Annotated in this window: 21 protein-coding genes; 10 read left to right on the top strand and 11 right to left on the bottom strand. The window is 65.4% G+C overall.

Annotated elements, in window-relative coordinates:
• Positions 1-125: 125 nt before the first annotated feature.
• The gene (locus H1B27_RS36095) at positions 126-974 is read left to right on the top strand and encodes a caspase family protein (protein WP_197969319.1); all 849 of its coding nucleotides are present in this window, start codon (positions 126-128) and stop codon (positions 972-974) included.
• A 142-nt stretch (positions 975-1,116) separates the two neighbouring features.
• On the opposite strand, the gene H1B27_RS36090 is transcribed toward H1B27_RS36095, so the two are convergent.
• Complete coding sequence (locus tag H1B27_RS36090) at positions 1,117-2,010, bottom strand: efflux RND transporter periplasmic adaptor subunit (protein WP_061880344.1); 894 nt, start codon at positions 2,008-2,010, stop codon at positions 1,117-1,119.
• A 287-nt stretch (positions 2,011-2,297) separates the two neighbouring features.
• Here H1B27_RS36090 and H1B27_RS36085 point away from each other — a divergent pair, with 287 nt between their 5' ends.
• The 3 genes from H1B27_RS36085 to H1B27_RS40905 all read left to right on the top strand — a co-directional run bounded on the left by H1B27_RS36085 (position 2,298) and on the right by H1B27_RS40905 (position 3,619).
• Complete coding sequence (locus H1B27_RS36085) at positions 2,298-2,909, top strand: PAS domain-containing protein (protein ID WP_197969318.1); 612 nt, start codon at positions 2,298-2,300, stop codon at positions 2,907-2,909.
• 299 nt (positions 2,910-3,208) lie between these two features.
• A complete protein-coding gene (locus tag H1B27_RS36080) occupies positions 3,209-3,385 on the top strand; it encodes a hypothetical protein (RefSeq protein ID WP_197969331.1) in 177 nt (58 codons plus the stop codon).
• 111 nt (positions 3,386-3,496) lie between these two features.
• Positions 3,497-3,619, top strand: coding sequence for a hypothetical protein (locus H1B27_RS40905; RefSeq protein WP_256469001.1), 123 nt, complete (start codon positions 3,497-3,499; stop codon positions 3,617-3,619).
• 88 nt (positions 3,620-3,707) lie between these two features.
• On the opposite strand, the gene H1B27_RS36075 is transcribed toward H1B27_RS40905, so the two are convergent.
• On the bottom strand, positions 3,708-4,754 hold the full coding sequence (locus H1B27_RS36075) for a GlxA family transcriptional regulator (RefSeq protein WP_247799731.1): 1,047 nt from the start codon (positions 4,752-4,754) through the stop codon (positions 3,708-3,710).
• Between the two features lie 140 nt (positions 4,755-4,894).
• Here H1B27_RS36075 and H1B27_RS36070 point away from each other — a divergent pair, with 140 nt between their 5' ends.
• Positions 4,895-5,941, top strand: a complete 1,047-nt coding sequence (locus H1B27_RS36070; RefSeq protein ID WP_197969316.1) for a class I SAM-dependent methyltransferase — start codon at positions 4,895-4,897, stop codon at positions 5,939-5,941.
• Between the two features lie 76 nt (positions 5,942-6,017).
• The gene (locus H1B27_RS36065) at positions 6,018-6,155 is read left to right on the top strand and encodes a hypothetical protein (RefSeq protein WP_197969315.1); all 138 of its coding nucleotides are present in this window, start codon (positions 6,018-6,020) and stop codon (positions 6,153-6,155) included.
• 65 nt (positions 6,156-6,220) lie between these two features.
• Here H1B27_RS36065 and H1B27_RS36060 read toward each other — a convergent pair whose 3' ends face one another.
• Complete coding sequence (locus H1B27_RS36060; RefSeq protein ID WP_061880309.1) at positions 6,221-6,418, bottom strand: hypothetical protein; 198 nt, start codon at positions 6,416-6,418, stop codon at positions 6,221-6,223.
• 180 nt (positions 6,419-6,598) lie between these two features.
• Between H1B27_RS36060 and H1B27_RS36055 the strand changes: the two genes are divergently transcribed.
• Together H1B27_RS36055 and H1B27_RS36050 are read left to right on the top strand one after the other, a co-directional pair.
• A complete protein-coding gene (locus H1B27_RS36055; protein WP_197969314.1) occupies positions 6,599-7,639 on the top strand; it encodes a LysM peptidoglycan-binding domain-containing protein in 1,041 nt (346 codons plus the stop codon).
• Positions 7,640-7,831: 192 nt separating this feature from the next.
• A complete protein-coding gene (locus tag H1B27_RS36050) occupies positions 7,832-9,121 on the top strand; it encodes a Spy/CpxP family protein refolding chaperone (RefSeq protein ID WP_197969330.1) in 1,290 nt (429 codons plus the stop codon).
• A 125-nt stretch (positions 9,122-9,246) separates the two neighbouring features.
• Here H1B27_RS36050 and H1B27_RS36045 read toward each other — a convergent pair whose 3' ends face one another.
• The 8 genes from H1B27_RS36045 to H1B27_RS36010 are packed head-to-tail and all read right to left on the bottom strand — an operon-like array spanning position 9,247 to position 15,965.
• A complete protein-coding gene (locus H1B27_RS36045) occupies positions 9,247-10,290 on the bottom strand; it encodes a uroporphyrinogen decarboxylase family protein (RefSeq protein WP_197488728.1) in 1,044 nt (347 codons plus the stop codon).
• A gap of 51 nt (positions 10,291-10,341) precedes the next feature.
• Positions 10,342-11,211 (bottom strand): fumarylacetoacetate hydrolase family protein, encoded by an 870-nt coding sequence (locus H1B27_RS36040; RefSeq protein WP_197969313.1) that lies wholly within the window; start codon positions 11,209-11,211, stop codon positions 10,342-10,344.
• A gap of 3 nt (positions 11,212-11,214) precedes the next feature.
• The gene (locus H1B27_RS36035) at positions 11,215-11,874 is read right to left on the bottom strand and encodes a polysaccharide deacetylase family protein (protein WP_197969312.1); all 660 of its coding nucleotides are present in this window, start codon (positions 11,872-11,874) and stop codon (positions 11,215-11,217) included.
• Between the two features lie 9 nt (positions 11,875-11,883).
• The gene (locus H1B27_RS36030) at positions 11,884-12,693 is read right to left on the bottom strand and encodes an ABC transporter permease (RefSeq protein WP_061880314.1); all 810 of its coding nucleotides are present in this window, start codon (positions 12,691-12,693) and stop codon (positions 11,884-11,886) included.
• Positions 12,694-12,700: 7 nt separating this feature from the next.
• Positions 12,701-13,507, bottom strand: coding sequence for an ABC transporter ATP-binding protein (locus H1B27_RS36025; RefSeq protein WP_061880315.1), 807 nt, complete (start codon positions 13,505-13,507; stop codon positions 12,701-12,703).
• Positions 13,486-14,241, bottom strand: a complete 756-nt coding sequence (locus tag H1B27_RS36020; RefSeq protein WP_197969311.1) for an ABC transporter permease — start codon at positions 14,239-14,241, stop codon at positions 13,486-13,488. Before H1B27_RS36020 ends, H1B27_RS36025 begins: the two co-directional genes overlap by 22 nt.
• A 6-nt stretch (positions 14,242-14,247) precedes the next feature.
• Positions 14,248-15,210: an ABC transporter substrate-binding protein gene (locus tag H1B27_RS36015; RefSeq protein WP_197969310.1), complete on the bottom strand. Its 963-nt coding sequence runs from the start codon at positions 15,208-15,210 to the stop codon at positions 14,248-14,250.
• Positions 15,211-15,257: 47 nt separating this feature from the next.
• Positions 15,258-15,965 carry a GntR family transcriptional regulator gene (locus H1B27_RS36010; RefSeq protein ID WP_245312060.1) on the bottom strand — a complete coding sequence of 236 codons (708 nt, stop codon included), beginning with the start codon at positions 15,963-15,965 and terminating at the stop codon, positions 15,258-15,260.
• Positions 15,966-16,257: 292 nt separating this feature from the next.
• Between H1B27_RS36010 and H1B27_RS36005 the strand changes: the two genes are divergently transcribed.
• Entirely contained in the window at positions 16,258-16,488 is a 231-nt protein-coding gene (locus tag H1B27_RS36005) for an AbrB/MazE/SpoVT family DNA-binding domain-containing protein (protein WP_061880347.1), read from the top strand.
• Positions 16,485-16,712, top strand: a complete 228-nt coding sequence (locus H1B27_RS36000) for a PIN domain-containing protein (protein WP_197969309.1) — start codon at positions 16,485-16,487, stop codon at positions 16,710-16,712. Before H1B27_RS36005 ends, H1B27_RS36000 begins: the two co-directional genes overlap by 4 nt.
• The last annotated feature ends 265 nt before the right edge of the window (positions 16,713-16,977 follow it).

Here is a 16,977-nt window from a genome sequence, read left to right as displayed (position 1 = left end):
CGCCGCAAATTGCGCGCAATTCGGGGGCACTCCCCCGGCCAATCCCTCAAACCTAAAGACGCTATCGCGCTACTCAAACAGTGTGCGCGCGCGTGGCTGGTCTTTGGCACAGGAAACGAACCGAGATGAATGTAAAGCAGCTCGACCTTTCCAGACGCACGATCGCCTTCGCCGCAGCCCTCATCGGCACGGTGTCGCTGGTGATCGGCGCCCATGCTGCTCTCAACATGCGTGCGATCGACGCCGCCAAGGCCGTCTCGACCGACCAGATCACCGGTTCGATCGGCCAGACCTCGCGCCTGGCTCTGGTCATCGGCAACGGACACTATCCCGACGCCAGCGCGCCGCTGACGCAGTCGATCAACGACGCCCGTGCGCTGTCCTCGTCGCTGCGCAAGAACGGCTTTGACGTCGACATGGTGGAAGACGCGACCAAGGACGACATGGTCCGCGCCGTGGGCCGCCTGAAGTCCCGGATCAAGCACGACAGCGTCGTCATGCTGTTCTTCGGCGGCTTCGGCGTGCAGGCCGGCCGCGAGAGCTACATGCTGCCGGTCGATGCCGTGATCTGGAAGGAAAGCGACGTCCGCCGCCATGGCGTCTCCATCGAGGGCGTGCTCGAGATGATGAAGGAGCAGGGCGCCAAGGCCAAGCTCGTCGTGGTCGATGCCTCCCGCCGTAATCCTTACGAGCGCCGCTTCCGCTCCTACAGCCACGGCCTCGCGCCGATCAGTGCGTCGGACAATGCGCTGATCCTCACTTCCACCTCGCCCGGCAAGGTCGTCGACGACGGCAAGGGCGAGCACAGCGTGCTGGTCAGCGAGTTCCTCAACAACCTCAGCAAGCAGGGCGGCGCCGAGAGCGTCTTCAACAAGACCCGCCTCGCCATCTCCCGCGCCAGCGAAGGCGACCAGGTTCCGACCGTTTCCTCCTCGCTGCTCGAAGACGTCCAGTTCGGCGAAGCCGGCGGCTAGGCTTTTCCGGGCTTTGCGATGTGCGTGTTGTTGCGCACATCTGTATCCACATCGTCATTGCGAGCGCAGCGAAGCAATCCAGATTCTTTCCGCGGAGGCACTCTGGATTGCTTCGCTGCGCTCGCAATGACTGTTGTGACGACTACTTCGCAGCTTCCGCGCTCGCCATCACCGGGCGCACCGGATCGCCTTCGCGCAGCAATGCGCCGGCGCGGGCGACGACGACATCGCCTTCATTGAGGCCGTCGCGGACCTCGATGTTGCCGCCCGACATCAAGCCCACCTCAACACGCTTGGTCTCGACGCGGTTGCGGCGGATCACCTGCACCACGGTGCCCGCGGATGAATACTGCACGGCGGTCAGCGGCACCGCGACGTTGCAACTCTGTCCGGTCTTGATCAGCGCGCGCCCGCTCGCGTTCAGGAGCAGACGCTTCTGCGATGAGATGCCGATATAGACCATCCCCTGCTGGATGTTCGGCTCGACGGTCGCGCCGATGCGGCGCACCTTGCCGCCGATGTCGTCGGCGCCTGCGATCCACACGCTCGCCTGCTGATTGACCGCGAGCTTGCGTACATCGGTCGTGGCCACGAGGCCGACGAGATCGTATTCGCTGCGCGCAACGATCGTGAACAGCGCCTCGCCCTTGGGCGAGGCGAAGTTGCCGATCTGCGCAGTCGAGGTTGCGATCACGCCCGCCACCGGTGCGGTGACCTGAAGCGAGCCGCCTTCGGGCAGCGCCAGCCGGGCCAGCACCTGTCCGGCGGTGGTGGTGTCGCCCGCTTCCGCCAGCACCTCCGTGACCTTCAGGCCGGGACGCTCGGGCCGCACCGAGGTTTGCTCGCGCGCGACGATCGTGCCGGTCGCCTCGACGATATCGGAGAAGCAGGATTTCGCGACCTTCAGCACCGTGACCGCCGGCCCCTTGGGCGCGTCGTCATCGGCGGCTGCGGCCGGACGGGGGCTGAGGACGAGCAGGCCGGCGACGGCTGCGGGACACAGGCTTCGACCAACGGCACGGGGCAGATGACGCATCGGAAATTCCACAGGGGCTATGTCTCCAATCGATAGCAGATGGCCGCCGCCCGCACTATGGCGGCGTCGTCGCAAAGCACGATGCCGCGCCGCAGGCGGTCGCGGCAAGTCTTTGATTAGTCGCGGGATTGGAGAACAGGTTCGCGCTTCTGGGCGTGCTTTGCCGTGGCCGTCCGGGCTCCCGGGTGCGGCCGATCACGGTATTCTCATCTGCCAGAGCCAGCTGTATGGAATTAGGATCGGGAACGATGCGGCGTTGCTGCCGTACAACTCGTGGTCGAAACGGGATGCAGCAGTTCGTATGCGAGCAGAATATCGTCCATTTCGAGCGGCTGCTCAATGAGACGAGCGACCCGACGGTCCAGAATACCGTGCGCGCGCTGCTGGCGTCGGCGAAGCGCCAGTTGGCGTTGCTGAACTCGGCCGCGTCCGGCGCCGTTTCGACGCCGCTCGACCAGCGCCGGCGGCAGCATATCGACGGCGCAACGATCCGGCGGCAATTCCAGCCGGAGTTCGATAGCTCGCCGCACCCCTACATGTTGCTGGATCCCGGCCCGGGGCTGTCCATTGTCGACATCAACGACGCCTATGCGGCGGCGACCTTCATCAGCCGGGTCGACGTGGTCGGCCGGTCCCTGTTCGAGATATTTCCTGACAATCCCGACGATCCGCTCGCCGATGGCGTCAGCAATCTCTACGGCAGCTTGCGGATCGTCGGCGAGACGGGGCAGGCCCATGCCATGGCGATCCAGCGCTACGACATCCGGGATCCCGCCGGCACCTTCGTGGAGCGTCATTGGCAGCCGATCAACTCGCCGATCCATGACACGGCCGGCCATCTGGTCTTCCTCCTGCACCACGTCGAAGACGTCACGACGGAGGTTACAGCGCGGCGTTAACCGTCAGCCGCGTCGATCACCCAGCAGCTTGCCGGTGGCCCGATCGATCAGGTGCAGCCGCGTGCAGGCCGGGCATGACACGGACACGTGTGTGCGATCAGAGGGCTCATCGGTAAGCCGATGCTGCACGTTCAAGCCAGTCTGGGGGCATTTGAAGACAATCTGTCGATCCATGGCCGGAGATATGCCGCCAAGCCGGACCTTGCGAAATTACGGATGTTTACGTAGGTCGGCCGCGGTCTCTCACGACAGGTCCAATGCTGTAGTGAACCAATGCCGTGCGAACGCATTGAACCGGCATGCCCCGTGAAAACGATCTCGAAGGCAAGCCCGACATGGGCGGCAAGCATGGCGGTCAAGCCGGCCAGCCCAAGCTTCCGCCACCTCCGCGCGAGGGCGAGCGCGACGAGGACGTCGTGGCAAAGCGCCACACCGGCCAAACCGATCGCGCGTCGTCACCGACCAAACCAAAATAGCACCTCGTCCGCCCGCATGATGTTGGACGGTCGTCGCGCCGTGGAACGGCGGCATCGCCACGCCGTTAGCCTCGCGCGACGGACGCGAGAGATGGAAACGGAGGCTGGCTCGTGTTTTGGATCTATTGGAACACCGCCTGGTCGCTGATCATCAGCGGCATCATGGTCGCCACCATCGTCAGCCATCCCGACGCCGAATTCGCCGAAGTGCGGGCGGCCCGGCGAACGTTGTGAGCTTCCCGAGCTCGCGGGTTTGCGCCTGTTCTGGCGAGGTCCTGCAGCAGCCCGTCAGGCCTTGCCGCCACCGTGATCCCTGTTGTCGTCAGCCGGCAGCCCGCCGCGGCCTGACCGATGTGCCGAAGGCCGCGGGCCGCGCTCCCGTGACGTAGTCGGGAAGCTGAAATTTGCGCCGGTAATCCTTCGGTGACACGCCGGCCTGCTTTCGAAACAAGCGGCGGAACGACGCCACGTCCTCGTAGCCGACCTCGCGGCAGATGTCCTCGATGCCTGTTTCCGTCGTCTCGAGCAGTTGCTTGGCTTCCTCGATGCGCAGCGTCTGCACATAGGCGAGCGGCGAATAGCCGGTCGCTGCCCGGAAGCGGCGGTCGAAAGAGCGCTTCGGCAATCCGGAGTGGTGCACCAGCGCCGCAATGAGGTCCTGCCGCTGGTAGTTCTGCGCGATGTAGTCCTGGCACTTGCTGATCACGCCGTCGCCGTGATCCACGTTCTGCACCATCGAGGCGAACGGCAATTGTCCTTCGCGATGCCACTGGTAGAGAAAGAGTTTCGAGATGCGAATCGCCTCTTCCGTACCGCCGTATTTCGCGACGATCAGCAGCGCGAGATCCTGCCAGGATGATGCACCGCCCCCGCAGACGAGATTGTGACCGGGCCCGTTCTGCACCAGCACGCGCTCCATGCGAAGCTTGACCTTGGGGAAATGCTTTCGAAACACCGGCTCGTAAACCCAGTGCGTGGTTGCCTCGTATCCGTCGAGCAGGCCGGCCTCGGCGAGCACGAGAGACCCGCCGCACGATCCGTACATCTGCGCGCCCGCTTCGTGCATCCGCCTGATCCATGCGATGAGCCGGCGATCGAGCACGGCGGTGCCCGTCTCCGTGGTGACGATGACATTCGGCACGAACACGATGTCGGTTGACTCAACCTGATCGACCAAGTCCTGCGGCAGGATGCTGACCCCGGTGATCAGCGTGATCGGGCCAGGTTCGGCACCCACCAGCCGCGGCTCGAACAGGCCCTCCGGCGTGCCGCCCTTGACGCCGTCCCAGATCCGTCCCGCGCCCCACAGCGTGTCGAACACGCCGTAGATGATCGACGGATCGCATTCGGCGAACACCGGAATACTCACGCGTACACGTCCACGTGACATTCTGCAGCCTTTGGCTCGATTGGCTCGAAGCTGACTATTCTGCCTCTGCATCGCCAAGTCCAGACACCGTATGTCGCACCTCACCGGGCGCATTGTCCGCGCCTTCGAAGGAGCAAGTCATGAACCTGGATGAGAAGAAGCTCGAGCAGCTGCTTGGCCTCGTCGTCAACGAACTCGGCGCCGCCTCCAATGCGGCGTTGGTCGTCCTCGGCGACCGGCTGGGACTATTCCGCGCGCTGGCCGGCAGCCCGATGTCGTCAGCCGAGCTGGCCAGGCGAACGGGGACTCACGAACGCTACGTTCGCGAATGGCTGTCCGCACAGGCGGCTTCCGGCTTCGTGAGCTTTGATGCGACGAAAGACACGTTCAGCATGACACCGGAGCAGAAGGCCGTATTCGCCGATGAGAACAGCCCGGTCGCGATGGTGGGCGGCTTCAGCCTGCTGCCGGCGGTCTATCACGACGAGCCGCGACTGGCCGAGGCGTTCAAGACCGGCAAGGGCCTGCGCTGGAGCGATCACTGCAATTGCATGTCGTGCGGCGTCGACCGCTTCTTCCGGCCCGGCTATCGCGCGCATCTGATCGCCGAATGGCTGCCTGCGCTGGGCGGCGTCGTCGAGAAGCTGGAGCGGGGCGCCAAGGTCGCAGACGTCGGTTGCGGCCATGGCTATTCGAGCCGGCTCATGGCTGAAGCATTCCCGAACTCGGATTTCATCGGCATCGACTACGACGAGGCCTCGATCGACTGCGCACGGGCCGAGATCTCCGGCGCACGCAATCTGCGATTCGAGGTCGCCAAGGCGCAGGATTTCGCCGGATCCGGCTTCGATCTCGTGACGATATTCGATGCGCTGCACGACATGGGCGACCCCGTCGGCGCCGCCCGCCACATTCGTTCAGCGATGAAGAACGACGGCACGCTGATGCTGGTCGAGCCGGCGGCGGGTGACAGCCTTGCCGACAATCTCAACCCGGTCGGGCGGGTTTACTACGCCGGCTCCACCCACATCTGCCTTCCGACGTCGCTGAGCCAGGACGTCGGTCTGGGCCTGGGAGCGCAGGCCGGCGAGAAGCGCATCGCGCAGGTGTTGCGGCAAGGCGGCTTCTCGCAGATCGGCAAGGCTGCCGCCTCGCCCTTCAACATGATCCTGGAGGCGCGGCCATGAGGGGCGCGCACATCCTTGCGCGCATCGGCGCGATCGCGGTCCAGTCGCACGCTGCGGACGCGAGGCGAGGACGGCGGTGATTGACATCATCTCCCACCTCCTCCTCGCCCGCGCTTCGCTGGTGGCCGGCCTGTCCCGCCTGCCCTGGAGGCGGCTGGCTGCGCTCGGCCGCCGCGGATGGCGCGCGTTCTGGACGGTCACGGCGGGGGCGTGAATGACGCCGATGCCAGGCCGCAACCGCCTCCGCCGGGAGACAAGCCCGGGCATGGCGGCCTCGCGTCAACGATGAAGCCTCACCGCCTGATCTCCCATCGCAGCGCCTCCGCATTTGGTGGCGCGGTCGGGCGAGGTGAAGGCGAGATCGGTGTTGTCGGACAGGGTGAAGCCGGGCGGCGGGCCGGAGGCAGCGAGTGCGGGTGAAGCGGCCACCGTCAGGACCAGCGCCAGCCATCGGGCGGGACGGCGAAATACGGCCACGGGAAATTCCTTGAAGACATGCCGCGCTGCGGCCTCGCCGATTGGACGCCGGCGGGGTCACGCCGGTTCATCCCGGGCGCTGAGATGGAGGCTTATCATCCCATCGAACGTCTTGCTGCCGCAGCCAAATCGGCGCACTTTGCCGGCCTCGGCTGATTTGCCACCCAAGGTCCTTTTCAGATGATCACCGCATCCAAGGCCCTCATTGCCCTCTGTCTGCTCGCACTGGCCGGCACCGCACTGGTGATCGGCCCGACCGGGCTGCGCCGCCTGTTGCCGTCCGGGATGGAGACCGCCGTCGCCGCCAAGCCGGAGGCCAAGCCCGAACCCAGAGCTGAGGCCAAGGCCGAACCCAAAGCGGAGGCCAAGGCCGAGCTCAAGCCGGAACAGCCAAAGCTCGCCGGCGACTCGCCGCCGGCCGCCGGGCCGAAGGCGGGCGCGCTGGCCGAGACGCAGAACCAGGTCGCGGCCGCGCTCGCCGATCTCGCGCCGGTCAAGCCGCCGCCGGCGGTTGCGGAGAGCGGCCCTCGTTTCGACGTCGCCCGCGTCGACGACCACGGCGAGACAGCGGTGATCGCGGGCCGCGCCACGCCGGGGGCAAGGGTCGAGCTGCTGCGCGACGGCAAGGCGCTCGATAGCGTCGTCGCGGACGCCTCGGGCCAGTTCGTCATGACCCCGCCGCAGCTTCCCTCCGGTTCCTATGAATTGACGCTCCGGGCCAAGGCGCCGGACGGCACGGTGACGGAGTCCGGCCGGACCATGCCGGTGACGATCGCCGCGGCGGCGCCGGCGCCCGCGCGGCCCGCACCGGCAGCGAAGCAGGATGCGGGACAGGAGCCGAAGCAGGCCGAGAAGCCCGACGACAAGCCGGATGTCGTGGCCGCCCTGCCATCGGCCTCGCCGCGCCTGGCTTCAGCGCCTGACAGGCAGGCGGCCCGGCCGAGATTGACCGGCACGCCGAAACCCAAGGTCCTCGCGCGGGCGCCGGCGGACACCACGGTCGCATCGGCCTCGCCGGCAGACGTGCTCGCCACCGCACCGGCGCAGGCCGGCGGCAGCCGGGTCATTGCCCGTGGCGACAGTTTGTGGGCTCTGAGCCGGCTCGCCTATGGTGACGGCGCCCGTTACGCGGTGATCTTCAAGGCCAACCGCGACAAGATCAACAATCCCAATCTGATCTATCCCGGCCAGACTTTCGTGATGCCGCAAAAGGCGGAGTGAGGGGCACGGTCCGTCCTCTCCCCCGCCCAGGCGGGGCGTCTTGAAAGTCGCCTGTGCGGGCAGAGCGCGCGGCCGCCCGCGACGCTTTGCCCTGTGTGTCTCTCCGGAACAATCGGTTCCCTCGCGCGTCATTGTGCTGCGGCGCATTGCGCTTGGTGCTGGGAGGAGGCCGAGGTGGCCAGTTCGGCGATCATGTCGGGACGCATGGGACTGGCACTGGCCGGCGCGACCCTCGTGATTGCGGCAGTGCTGCTGCCCAGCAAGGCGGAGGCGCAGTTCGGATTGCGCGGCGGTCCGGTTGGCGTTGCACGCTTCGCGGTCGGCCACATGCTCGGCCTGTCGCGCCTGCGCCACTCCCGCATGGCCGTGCGCGGCAGCCGATACCGCTCCGCTGCGCTGCGGTCGCAAGATCTGCGCGGGGCCGAGCGCGGACAGCTGTCCAATCCCTACGTCCTGCGTGCGGCCCTCACCGCGCAGGCGGCGCTATCGGGCTGGCATGGCGGCCGACGCCCGCAAGGCTGGTGGCGCCATCCCGACGGCAGCTACGGCTGGGTCGGCCCGGTGTTCTGGCCGTTCGCGCATGACGATCTCACCACCGCGATCATGTTCGGCGACACCACCAGCCTTTCGTTCTACGGCTATGGCGACATCTATGCCGCGATCTTCTCGCCCTATGCGGCGACGGAGCTCGCCGCCTACACCGCGCCGCAAAGCCGGCGTGGACGAAGGGTCCCGACGGCGGAGACGCTGTGCGAGGCCAGCGACACCGGCGGCCTGCCGGTCGACCGCATCGCCGCGGCCGTGACACCGAACGAGCCGCAGCGCACCGCGCTCGACGAGCTCGCATCCGCCTGGAATGCGTCGCGCGACGCCATTCACACCGCCTGCCCGGAGCAGGCGCCCGCGACTGCGTCGGAACGCCTCGGCCTGATGCGCGAGCGCCTCGAGGCCATGATCAAGGCGATTGACGCCATCGAAGCGCCGCTGGCGAAATTCACCGGTCTCCTCAATGACGACCAGAAGGCCAGGCTCAATGCCCTCGCCAGCGACCGTCGCGCGGCACTGGCGTCACATCAGCCAAAGGATTCGCAGAAGGATGCGGCCAGGGATGCGCAGGCCGCCGCCTGCCGGCCCGACTACGATCCGCGTTATGACGAAAAGGCGCAGCGCCAATACGAGCAGCTGGTCCAGCAGCAATGGCCCGCAAACGACATTGCCTCCACGCTCCACCTCGACGAGGTGGCCCGCGCCCGCCTCGAGGTGCTCCAGGACACCACCCTGCGCACCATGCAGACGCTCAGCGCCTGCCCGACCGAGCCCGCCGCGACACCGCAAGCCCGCCTCCCGGCCGTGAAGGCGCGGCTGCAGACGATGCTGCAAGCCGTCGGCGACGTCACCGATGCGCTCGACGATTTCGAGGCGGATCTGAGCGACGAGCAGAAGGCCGGGTTCGAAGCGATCGGGCCGAAGCGGGCGGCGTGAGGCCGAAGCCGCAACGCCTCCCGTGAAGATCGCTAAAGCATGATCCGGAAAAGTGCGCAGCGGTTTTCCGAAAAGATCATGCTGAAACAACAACCTAAAGCGCGACGACGATTCATCCTCGCGCTTTAGCCGACCTCCCGCCGGACCTTCGCCGCTGCGTCGCACATGGCCTTCAGCTTCCCGAACGCAGTCGCGCGCGGCATGTATTTCATGCCGCAATCCGGCGCCGGGACGAGACGATCCGGCGAGACATATTTCAGCCCGTTGCGGATGCGCTCTGCGACGGTATCGACGCTCTCGATCGCGGGATCCGCGAGGTCGAGCACGCCGAGCATGATCTTCTTCGACGACAGGTCCTTGAGCACGCCGAGGTCGAGCTTCGGCTGCGCCGCCTCGATCGAAATCTGGTCGGCGGTGGTGTCGTCGAGCTCGGCCAGGAAGGAATAGCCGGCCGGCTTGTTCGAGCCCGGCACGACCGCGGCATAGCCAAAGCAGAGATGCACCACGGTGGGCACCGTGATCCCTTGCAGCGCGCGATTGATCGCCTTGACGGCATAGCGCTTGGCGAGCTCCGGATTGTTGCGCACCCAGGGCTCGTCGAGCTGGATCACGTCGGCGCCAGCCTTTTGCAGATCGAGCGCCTCGGCATTGACGGCCTCGGCGAGAGCCATCGCGAGCTCTTCCTCGTCCTTGTAGTACTCGTTCTTGGCCTGCTGGCTCATCGTGAACGGGCCGGGAAGGGTGATCTTCGCCGCGCGCTCGGTGTTCTCTCGCAGGAACTGCATGTCATGCAGCTCGACCGGGCCTTTGCGCCTCACAGGGCCGACGACGCGCGGCACCGGCGTCTGGGTGTTGCCGGTGCGCGCCACGATCATCGCGGGATTGTCCCCGTCGATGCCGTCGAGCGCGGTGGCGAAGCGATTGGAGTAACTCTCGCGGCGGATTTCGCCGTCGGTCACGATATCGATGCCGGCGCGCTCCATGTCGCGGATCGCGACGATGGTGGCATCGTCCTGGGCTTCTTCCAGGTGTTCGGGCGGCAACCGCCACATGTCGTGCAGGCGCGTGCGCGGCACCACCTTCGACAGCATGGCGCGATTCACCAGCCATTCCGGCTGCGGATAGCTGCCGACCACGGTGGTCGGCAGGATGTGTGCTGGCATGGGCATGGGCTCTCCTTCTTCTTGTCGTTGTGGCATGTCGTTGTTGAGCGCGGCTCTTCAGGCCGCGCGCGTTGCCGCGACTGAACCTTCGTCCTTGACGGGATTGCTCAGGATGCCGATGCCGGAGATCTCGATCTCGACGACGTCGCCGCCCTTCATCCACAGCGGCGGCGTGCGATAGGCGCCGACGCCGCCGGTCGTGCCTGTCACGATCACGTCGCCCGGCACGAGCTCCGTGAAGGTCGAGCAATAGGCGAGCAGGGCCGGCACGTCGAAGACGAGATCGGAGATCGGAGCCTTCTGCACTTCGACGCCGTTGAGCCGGGTGATCAGCGTCTGCTTTGCGATATCGGTCAGCTCGTCGGTCGTGACCATCCAGGGCCCGAAGCCGCCGGTGCCGGCAAAATTCTTGCCCGGCGCGAATTGCGAGGTGTGGCGCTGCCAGTCGCGGATGCTGCCGTCATTGTAGCAAGCGTAGCCGGCGACATGGCTGAGCGCAGCTTCACGCGAGATGCGGCGGCCGGCCTTGCCGATGATGACGGCCATCTCACCTTCATAGTCGAAGCGTTCCGATTCCAGCGGACGGATCATCGGCTGGCCATGGCCGACCTGGCTGTTGGCGAAGCGGGTGAAGATCATCGGATGCGCCGGCGTCGGATGGCCGCTCTCCGCCAGATGGGTGGCATAGTTGACGCCGATGCAGAAGATCTTGTCGGGATCGGGAATGGTCGGCAGCAGCGCGACGTCCTGCAACGCGTAGTCGGGCTTCTCGCCGGCGAGTTGCTTCAATTCGTCGAGCGACCCCTTCGCGAGCAGCGCCTTCAAGGTCGGATATGCCTTCAGGCGCTTGCCGGCATCGATGACACCTTTGTCGGTGACGATGCCATAGCTCGCAGTACCTGATATCGTGAAGCTTGCAACTTTCATCGGTCAAACACTCTCTTCAATGCAGGAGACATAGTCGTTGATCGGAAGGACGATCTCGCCACAGCGGATCGGAACGCATTGCGGCGGGAAATCCTGGCGGAAGCGCGCGCCGGCGGCACCGGCGCGGTCGAGGAACAGCTCCAGATGAGCCATCGCGCCGGTTGGAAGATCGTGCAGCACCATCAGCGTCCAGGGCTGTCCGTTGCACTGGTCGAGCGCGCGCTCGGTCCAGCCGTCGGGGTCGTCCCAGTCGCGCGGAATGGAATTCCAGAGCACGCAGCTGTGTTTTTTGCGCGCGAGATAGTCGACGACGGAGGGCTTCAGCAGCCGCTTGTCGAGATTGCCGCCGCCGCCGAACGGCCGGAACCAGCGCTGCGGATGTGCGAGATCGCCAATCGCGTCCTGCGTGCGTCCGATCTCGTTCTCTGCGGTATCTCGCCCCGATCGCTCACCGAGCGGAATGCTATGCGTAAAGGTGTGATTGCCGACCCAGTGCCCCTCGCGGTGCGCGCGCTCTGCAAGGCTGCGCCGCTCGGGATCGGCAAGCTTCTCGCCGATGACGAAGAAGGTGGTCTTGATCCCGCGCTCGCCGAGAATGTCGAGCACGCGCGGCGTCACCTCAGGGTCGGGACCGTTGTCGAATGTCAGGGTCAAGTCGTACACGCGCGTACCTCAGGTCGCCGGCTGCATCGCGCTGGAAGCGATGTCGTCGTTGGCCTGACCGGCGCGGGTGCCGGTCTGCCAGATCGCCGCCTTGCGCTCGATCCACCGGATCACGGCGTTGAAGCCGATCGCAAGAAACAGCACGAGCAGCACGCCCGCGAATACGTGCGGGCTGTCGAGGATCGTCCGGTAGCGCGAGATCAGGTAGCCGATGCCTGCCGAGGAGATCAGCATCTCCGAGACCACGACGCCGACGATGACCAGCGCACCACCGACGCGCAGACCCGACAGCACCGTCGGGATTGCCGCCGGGATGATGACGCGGACCAGCCGCTGGCTCAGCGTCGCGCCCATGCTGCGGGCGGCGAGCAAGAGTTGCGGATCGATGGTCTGGATGCCGGCGGAGGTGGCCAACATCGTCGGCAGGAAGCCGTAGATCGAGGCGAATGCGATCTTGGACTCCGAGCCGATGCCAAGCCACACCGTGAAGACGGGATAGAGGATCACAAGCGGCACCGCATAGAGGCTCGACACCATCGGCATGATCAGCACGCGCGGGCGCGGCAGGCTGCCGACGATGGCGCCGAGCAGGATGCCGCCTCCGCAGGCGAACGCCATGGAGACCACGACCTCGTAGAGGGTGACGGCAAGCGCATGACCGTATTCGCCGGCGTCGGTCCATCCCGCCATCAACGTGGACGACAGCGACGGCAGGAACAGTTCCGGGATGAGCCCGGCGCGCGGCAACAGCTCCCACAGCGCGATCAGGCCGATCACGATCAGATGTCGCAGCGTCTTCGCACTGATCCTGGCACTCATCTCCGCCTCACGCCGATTTGCGGATGTGCCGCCAGATGCGGTCGCGCAGGCTCCCGAAGGCATCGCCGCTCAGCATCTCGTAGGTGCGCGGCCGTGGCAGCTGGACCTGGAGATGGTCGACGATGCGGCCGGGCCGCGCCGACATGACGATCACCTCGTCGGCGAGATAGACCGCTTCGGTCAGGCTGTGCGTGACGAACACGACGGTCTTGCCGGTGGCGGCCCAGATGCGCAGCAGCTCGTCGCCCATGGTCATGCGCGTCTGCTCGTCGAGCGCCGCGAACGGCTCGTCCATCAGCAGCACCGGCGGATCCTGCACCAGCCCGCGCGCGATCGAGACGCGCTGTTTCATGCCGCCCGAGAGCTCGTGCGGATGGCGCCTGCCGAAGCCGTCGAGCCCGACCAGCTTGAGCGCATCCTGCGCCTTGGCGCGCCGTTCAGCCTTGGGGACACCCCGTAACGCCAGCGGAAACTCGACATTGTCCTCCGCCGTCAGCCACGGAAACAGGCTCGCCTCTTGGAACACCACGCCGACCCTGTCGGGGTCGGGCTGCAGGATCGGCGCGCCGCTGATCGTGATGGTGCCCGCGGTCTGCTGACGCAGCCCCGCCATCATCATCAAAAGGGTCGACTTGCCGCAGCCGCTCGGGCCGACCAGCACGACGAAGCGGCCGGGTTTGATCTCGAGCGAGACGTCCTCCAGCGCGATGACGTCCTGCGACCGGGTCTTGAACACCTGGCCGACATTCTTCACCTCGATCGCGCCGGCGCGCGCGGCAGGCTTGAGCGGGGTCACGTTCGCCAATGGCTGCATCGCGTTTCCACCCATCTGACAAGTTCGTTGAACGTCATGGCGATCGCGGCGACCATCACGACGCCGGCGAGGAGCTGCTTCATCTGGAAATTCTCGCCCCAGGTCGCGATCTGGTGGCCGATGCCGTCGCGTGAGGCGTACATCTCGGCGAGGATCACGCCGGTCAGGTTGAAGATCATGGAGATCCTGAGCGCCTCCAGCAGAACCGGCAGCATGCTCGGCAGGTAGACGCGGAACGCCGTCTGCATCGGCGTGGCGCCATAGGAGCGCGCCACCGTCAGATGCTCGATCTTGACGGACTCGACCGCCGTCGTGGTCGACATGATCACGATGAAGATGGTGGAGAAGAAGCCGAAGCCGACCTTCTGGGCAAAGCCGACGCCGAACACCAGGATGAACATCGGCAGGAAGATCGATTTCGGGATGCTGAAGGCGAAGAACAGCAGCGGCTTGGCGACATCGGCGAAGTAGCGGTTCTCCGCCACCAGGAAGCCGATCACCGCGCCAAAGGGGACGGCCAGCGCGAACGCGGCCAGCACCTCGGTCGCGGTCACCATCAGGTCCTTCTGCACGGCCGCGCGTTGCAGGAGATCGCCGAGCGTCAAGAACGTGTCGGACGCCGACGGCAGCAGGCGCGGATTGACGATGCCGGTGCGCGACAACACCTCCCACAGCGCAAGGATCGCGACGATGATCGCGATCCGCGCAAGGTTGATGGCAAGCGTGCTCTGCATGGCCAACTACTTGGTCGGGACGGGCTTGAACTTGGTCGAGATCACGTCCTCGGCGGGCACGATGTCCTTGAGCCCGCCGAGCTTGGCGAGGTCGAGTGAGAGCTGCACGGCGGCGCTCACGTTGGCCGCGCCCATGTCGCCGCTGGTCTCCAGCTTCATGATCGTGTTGTCGTATTCGAGGCCGGCGATCTCCGGCGGCATCTCGTAGAGCTCGGCGATCAGCTTGACCGTAACGTCGCGATTGGCGCGCATGAACGCGACCGCGCCGTAGAGCGCGTTCACCGCCTTCTGCACCAGCTGAGGCTTGGCCTCGGCGAATTTGTCGAGCACGATCCAGCCCGCGGTCAGGTTCGGCGGAACCGCGGTCGCGTAGTCGAGGATGGACTTGGCTTCGCCGGACTTCGAGATCTGGAAGCTCAGCGGCGAATAGACCACGGCGGCTTCGACATTGCCGGCCAAAAGGTTCGGCACCAGTCCGCCGCCGCCGACGGGGACGCGCGTGAAGTCGATCTTCTTGTCCTGGATGGTCCACAGCGCCAGCAGGTCCGAGCCCGAGCCGGCCGCGGTGATCGCCACCTTCTTGCCGTTGAGGTCCTTGACCTCGAGCGTCGATTTGGTCGGCACCATCAACTGCCAGCCGAAATTGCCCATTGCGGCGTTGGCGACGATGCGCGACATCACGCCCTTCTTGCGCCCGGCGGAGACCAGCGAGGGCGGATCGAGGATGATGTCGGCCGCGCCCGCAGCCATGCCTTCGAACGTCTCCGCACCGCTGCGGTAGATGGTCAGCTCGGCCTTGATGCCTTCCTTCTCGAACAACTTTTGCCGCACGGCGGTCTCGGCGATCGTGGTCGGCCAGTATGTTTTCGTGGGCAGGCCGACGCGAATGGTGTCGGCGGCGCTCGCGGGGCCGGCGAAAATTGCGGCGGCAACGAGCGTCATGAACGCGTGACGGCAATTGATCTTCATTCTTTCCTCCCGGTCTCTCTTTTTTTGTGTCGAATTTCTAGGGATCGTCAGGTCGTGCGGCTCACCTCCGCAATGCGCGAGGCGGCGAGCTCGACGAACTCCTTGGTGATGCCGAAATGCTTTGACAAGGCGCGAACTGCCGCATCCGCATCGCGCTTCAGCACGGCAGCGACGATCGCCTCGTGTTCGCCCTCGACGTCGCGCGGCTTGCCACCGAGCTCGCGTCGGATCGAGAGACGGCGATATCTCTCACTCTGCTCGTGCAGCACGTCGCGGAAGCCGAGCAGCCATGGCGAGCCGCAGGCGTTGACGAGCGCACGGTGGAAAATGCGGTGACGGATCACCCATTCCTCGTAGTGCACGGTCGGATCATCGGGGTAGTGATAGGGGACGCCTTTCAGGTCCGCCCAGGTCGACTTCACCGACGCGAGCCAGGCGTCATCGCCCCGCTCGATCGAACGGCGCAGCGCGAGGCCCTCGATGTCGATCCGGGTCTGTGTCACGTCGGCGAGATCGGCCAGCGACACCGGGCTCACGCGGAAGCCGCGCTGGTCCGACGCCTGCACGAGCCCGTCGGCGACGAGACGCGACAGAGCCTCGCGGACGGCGGCAAGGCTCACCGAAAACTGCTTGGCGAGGCCGGCGATGTGCAGCTTCTGGGCCGGCAGCAGGCGCGCCGCCAGGATATCGGCTCGCAGCCGCTCATGCAGCGCCGACGTCAGGCTGCGCGGACCATCGCCGGGGTTTCCGGACATGTCGAACTGAAGCGGACCCATCGCGGGATGATTGCAAGGCGCCACCCAGCGGTCAACAGAAAATCGAAAATCGATTTTATGGGCGCCACTGGCTATCCTACTACTATTATGTCGGCGGCGTGCCCGGCCGCGATAATTTCCGCCTGCATGACTGCAGCAAGGATCACGCCCACAACCATCTCGGCGGCACGATGCGGCCCTGCCAAGCCGTGCCCGAGATGAGCCCGCCTCTTGAAGGGAAAGGATATCTGAATTATGATATACAATGGATCTGTATATCATAGAGGCTCCCATGCTTGTTTCCAAATGGGGGAATAGCTTGGCGGTTCGCCTGCCCAAGGCGCTCGTCGACGCCCTGAACCTTTCGCCCGGCGACGAACTCAACGTGGTCGAAGCCTCGAAGGATCGGCTCGCAGTGGAGAAGATCGACAAGCGGGCGGAATTTCTCAGGCAAGCCGAGCAGTTCCACTTTCCCCTGCCTGACGACTACAAGTTCGACCGCGACGAGGCGAACGAGCGGTGAGGCCGTTCTTCGACAGTAATATCCTGATCTACGCCTATTCGACCGACATCCGCCGTCAGCGGGCACTGACCATGATTGCCGGCGGTGGCGTCATCAGTGCGCAGGTGCTGAACGAGTTCACCAATGTGTTGCGCAAGAAGCAGAAGCAGGATTGGCCGGTGATCGAGGCCGCCGTGCAGTCCCTGCGCTTTCGAGTCGTCCGTGAAGAGCGGCTAAGCGATTGAGCTAGAATCGCATTTGTCTTTGTGGGCTGTTTTGCGATTGCAGGGTTTTGATGCTTGGGGCATCGGAACCTTGCAATTTCATTTTCAGGATTCCGTCGAATCGCCAGTCATGATTCCGTCGTCGCATCGGAGGTGGCGATGCGACCGAAGAAGCACAGGACGACGGAATCGGGCGATCTGTTCCGGGCCAGGCTGGACCAGATCATCAATATGAAGCACGAGCTGGTTCAGCTTGCCGGCAAGGTCGATTGGGACTGGATCGACG

The sequence above is a fragment of the Bradyrhizobium diversitatis genome (assembly GCF_016031635.1).
In the GTDB taxonomy this organism is placed as follows: domain Bacteria; phylum Pseudomonadota; class Alphaproteobacteria; order Rhizobiales; family Xanthobacteraceae; genus Bradyrhizobium; species Bradyrhizobium diversitatis.
This window is presented reverse-complemented; position numbering and strand designations above follow the sequence as displayed.

Coding starts and splice junctions, on each gene's coding strand:
- H1B27_RS36055 (WP_197969314.1), top strand. CDS start 6,599: ATGATCACCGCATCCAAGGCCCTCATTGCCCTCTGTCTGCTCGCACTG.
- H1B27_RS36050 (WP_197969330.1), top strand. CDS start 7,832: ATGTCGGGACGCATGGGACTGGCACTGGCCGGCGCGACCCTCGTGATT.
- H1B27_RS36010 (WP_245312060.1), bottom strand. CDS start 15,965: ATGTCCGGAAACCCCGGCGATGGTCCGCGCAGCCTGACGTCGGCGCTG.
- H1B27_RS36040 (WP_197969313.1), bottom strand. CDS start 11,211: ATGAAAGTTGCAAGCTTCACGATATCAGGTACTGCGAGCTATGGCATC.
- H1B27_RS36090 (WP_061880344.1), bottom strand. CDS start 2,010: ATGCGTCATCTGCCCCGTGCCGTTGGTCGAAGCCTGTGTCCCGCAGCC.
- H1B27_RS36085 (WP_197969318.1), top strand. CDS start 2,298: ATGCAGCAGTTCGTATGCGAGCAGAATATCGTCCATTTCGAGCGGCTG.
- H1B27_RS36005 (WP_061880347.1), top strand. CDS start 16,258: ATGCTTGTTTCCAAATGGGGGAATAGCTTGGCGGTTCGCCTGCCCAAG.
- H1B27_RS36045 (WP_197488728.1), bottom strand. CDS start 10,290: ATGCCCATGCCAGCACACATCCTGCCGACCACCGTGGTCGGCAGCTAT.
- H1B27_RS36080 (WP_197969331.1), top strand. CDS start 3,209: ATGCCCCGTGAAAACGATCTCGAAGGCAAGCCCGACATGGGCGGCAAG.
- H1B27_RS36020 (WP_197969311.1), bottom strand. CDS start 14,241: ATGCAGAGCACGCTTGCCATCAACCTTGCGCGGATCGCGATCATCGTC.
- H1B27_RS36030 (WP_061880314.1), bottom strand. CDS start 12,693: ATGAGTGCCAGGATCAGTGCGAAGACGCTGCGACATCTGATCGTGATC.
- H1B27_RS36070 (WP_197969316.1), top strand. CDS start 4,895: ATGAACCTGGATGAGAAGAAGCTCGAGCAGCTGCTTGGCCTCGTCGTC.
- H1B27_RS36095 (WP_197969319.1), top strand. CDS start 126: ATGAATGTAAAGCAGCTCGACCTTTCCAGACGCACGATCGCCTTCGCC.
- H1B27_RS36025 (WP_061880315.1), bottom strand. CDS start 13,507: ATGCAGCCATTGGCGAACGTGACCCCGCTCAAGCCTGCCGCGCGCGCC.
- H1B27_RS36015 (WP_197969310.1), bottom strand. CDS start 15,210: ATGAAGATCAATTGCCGTCACGCGTTCATGACGCTCGTTGCCGCCGCA.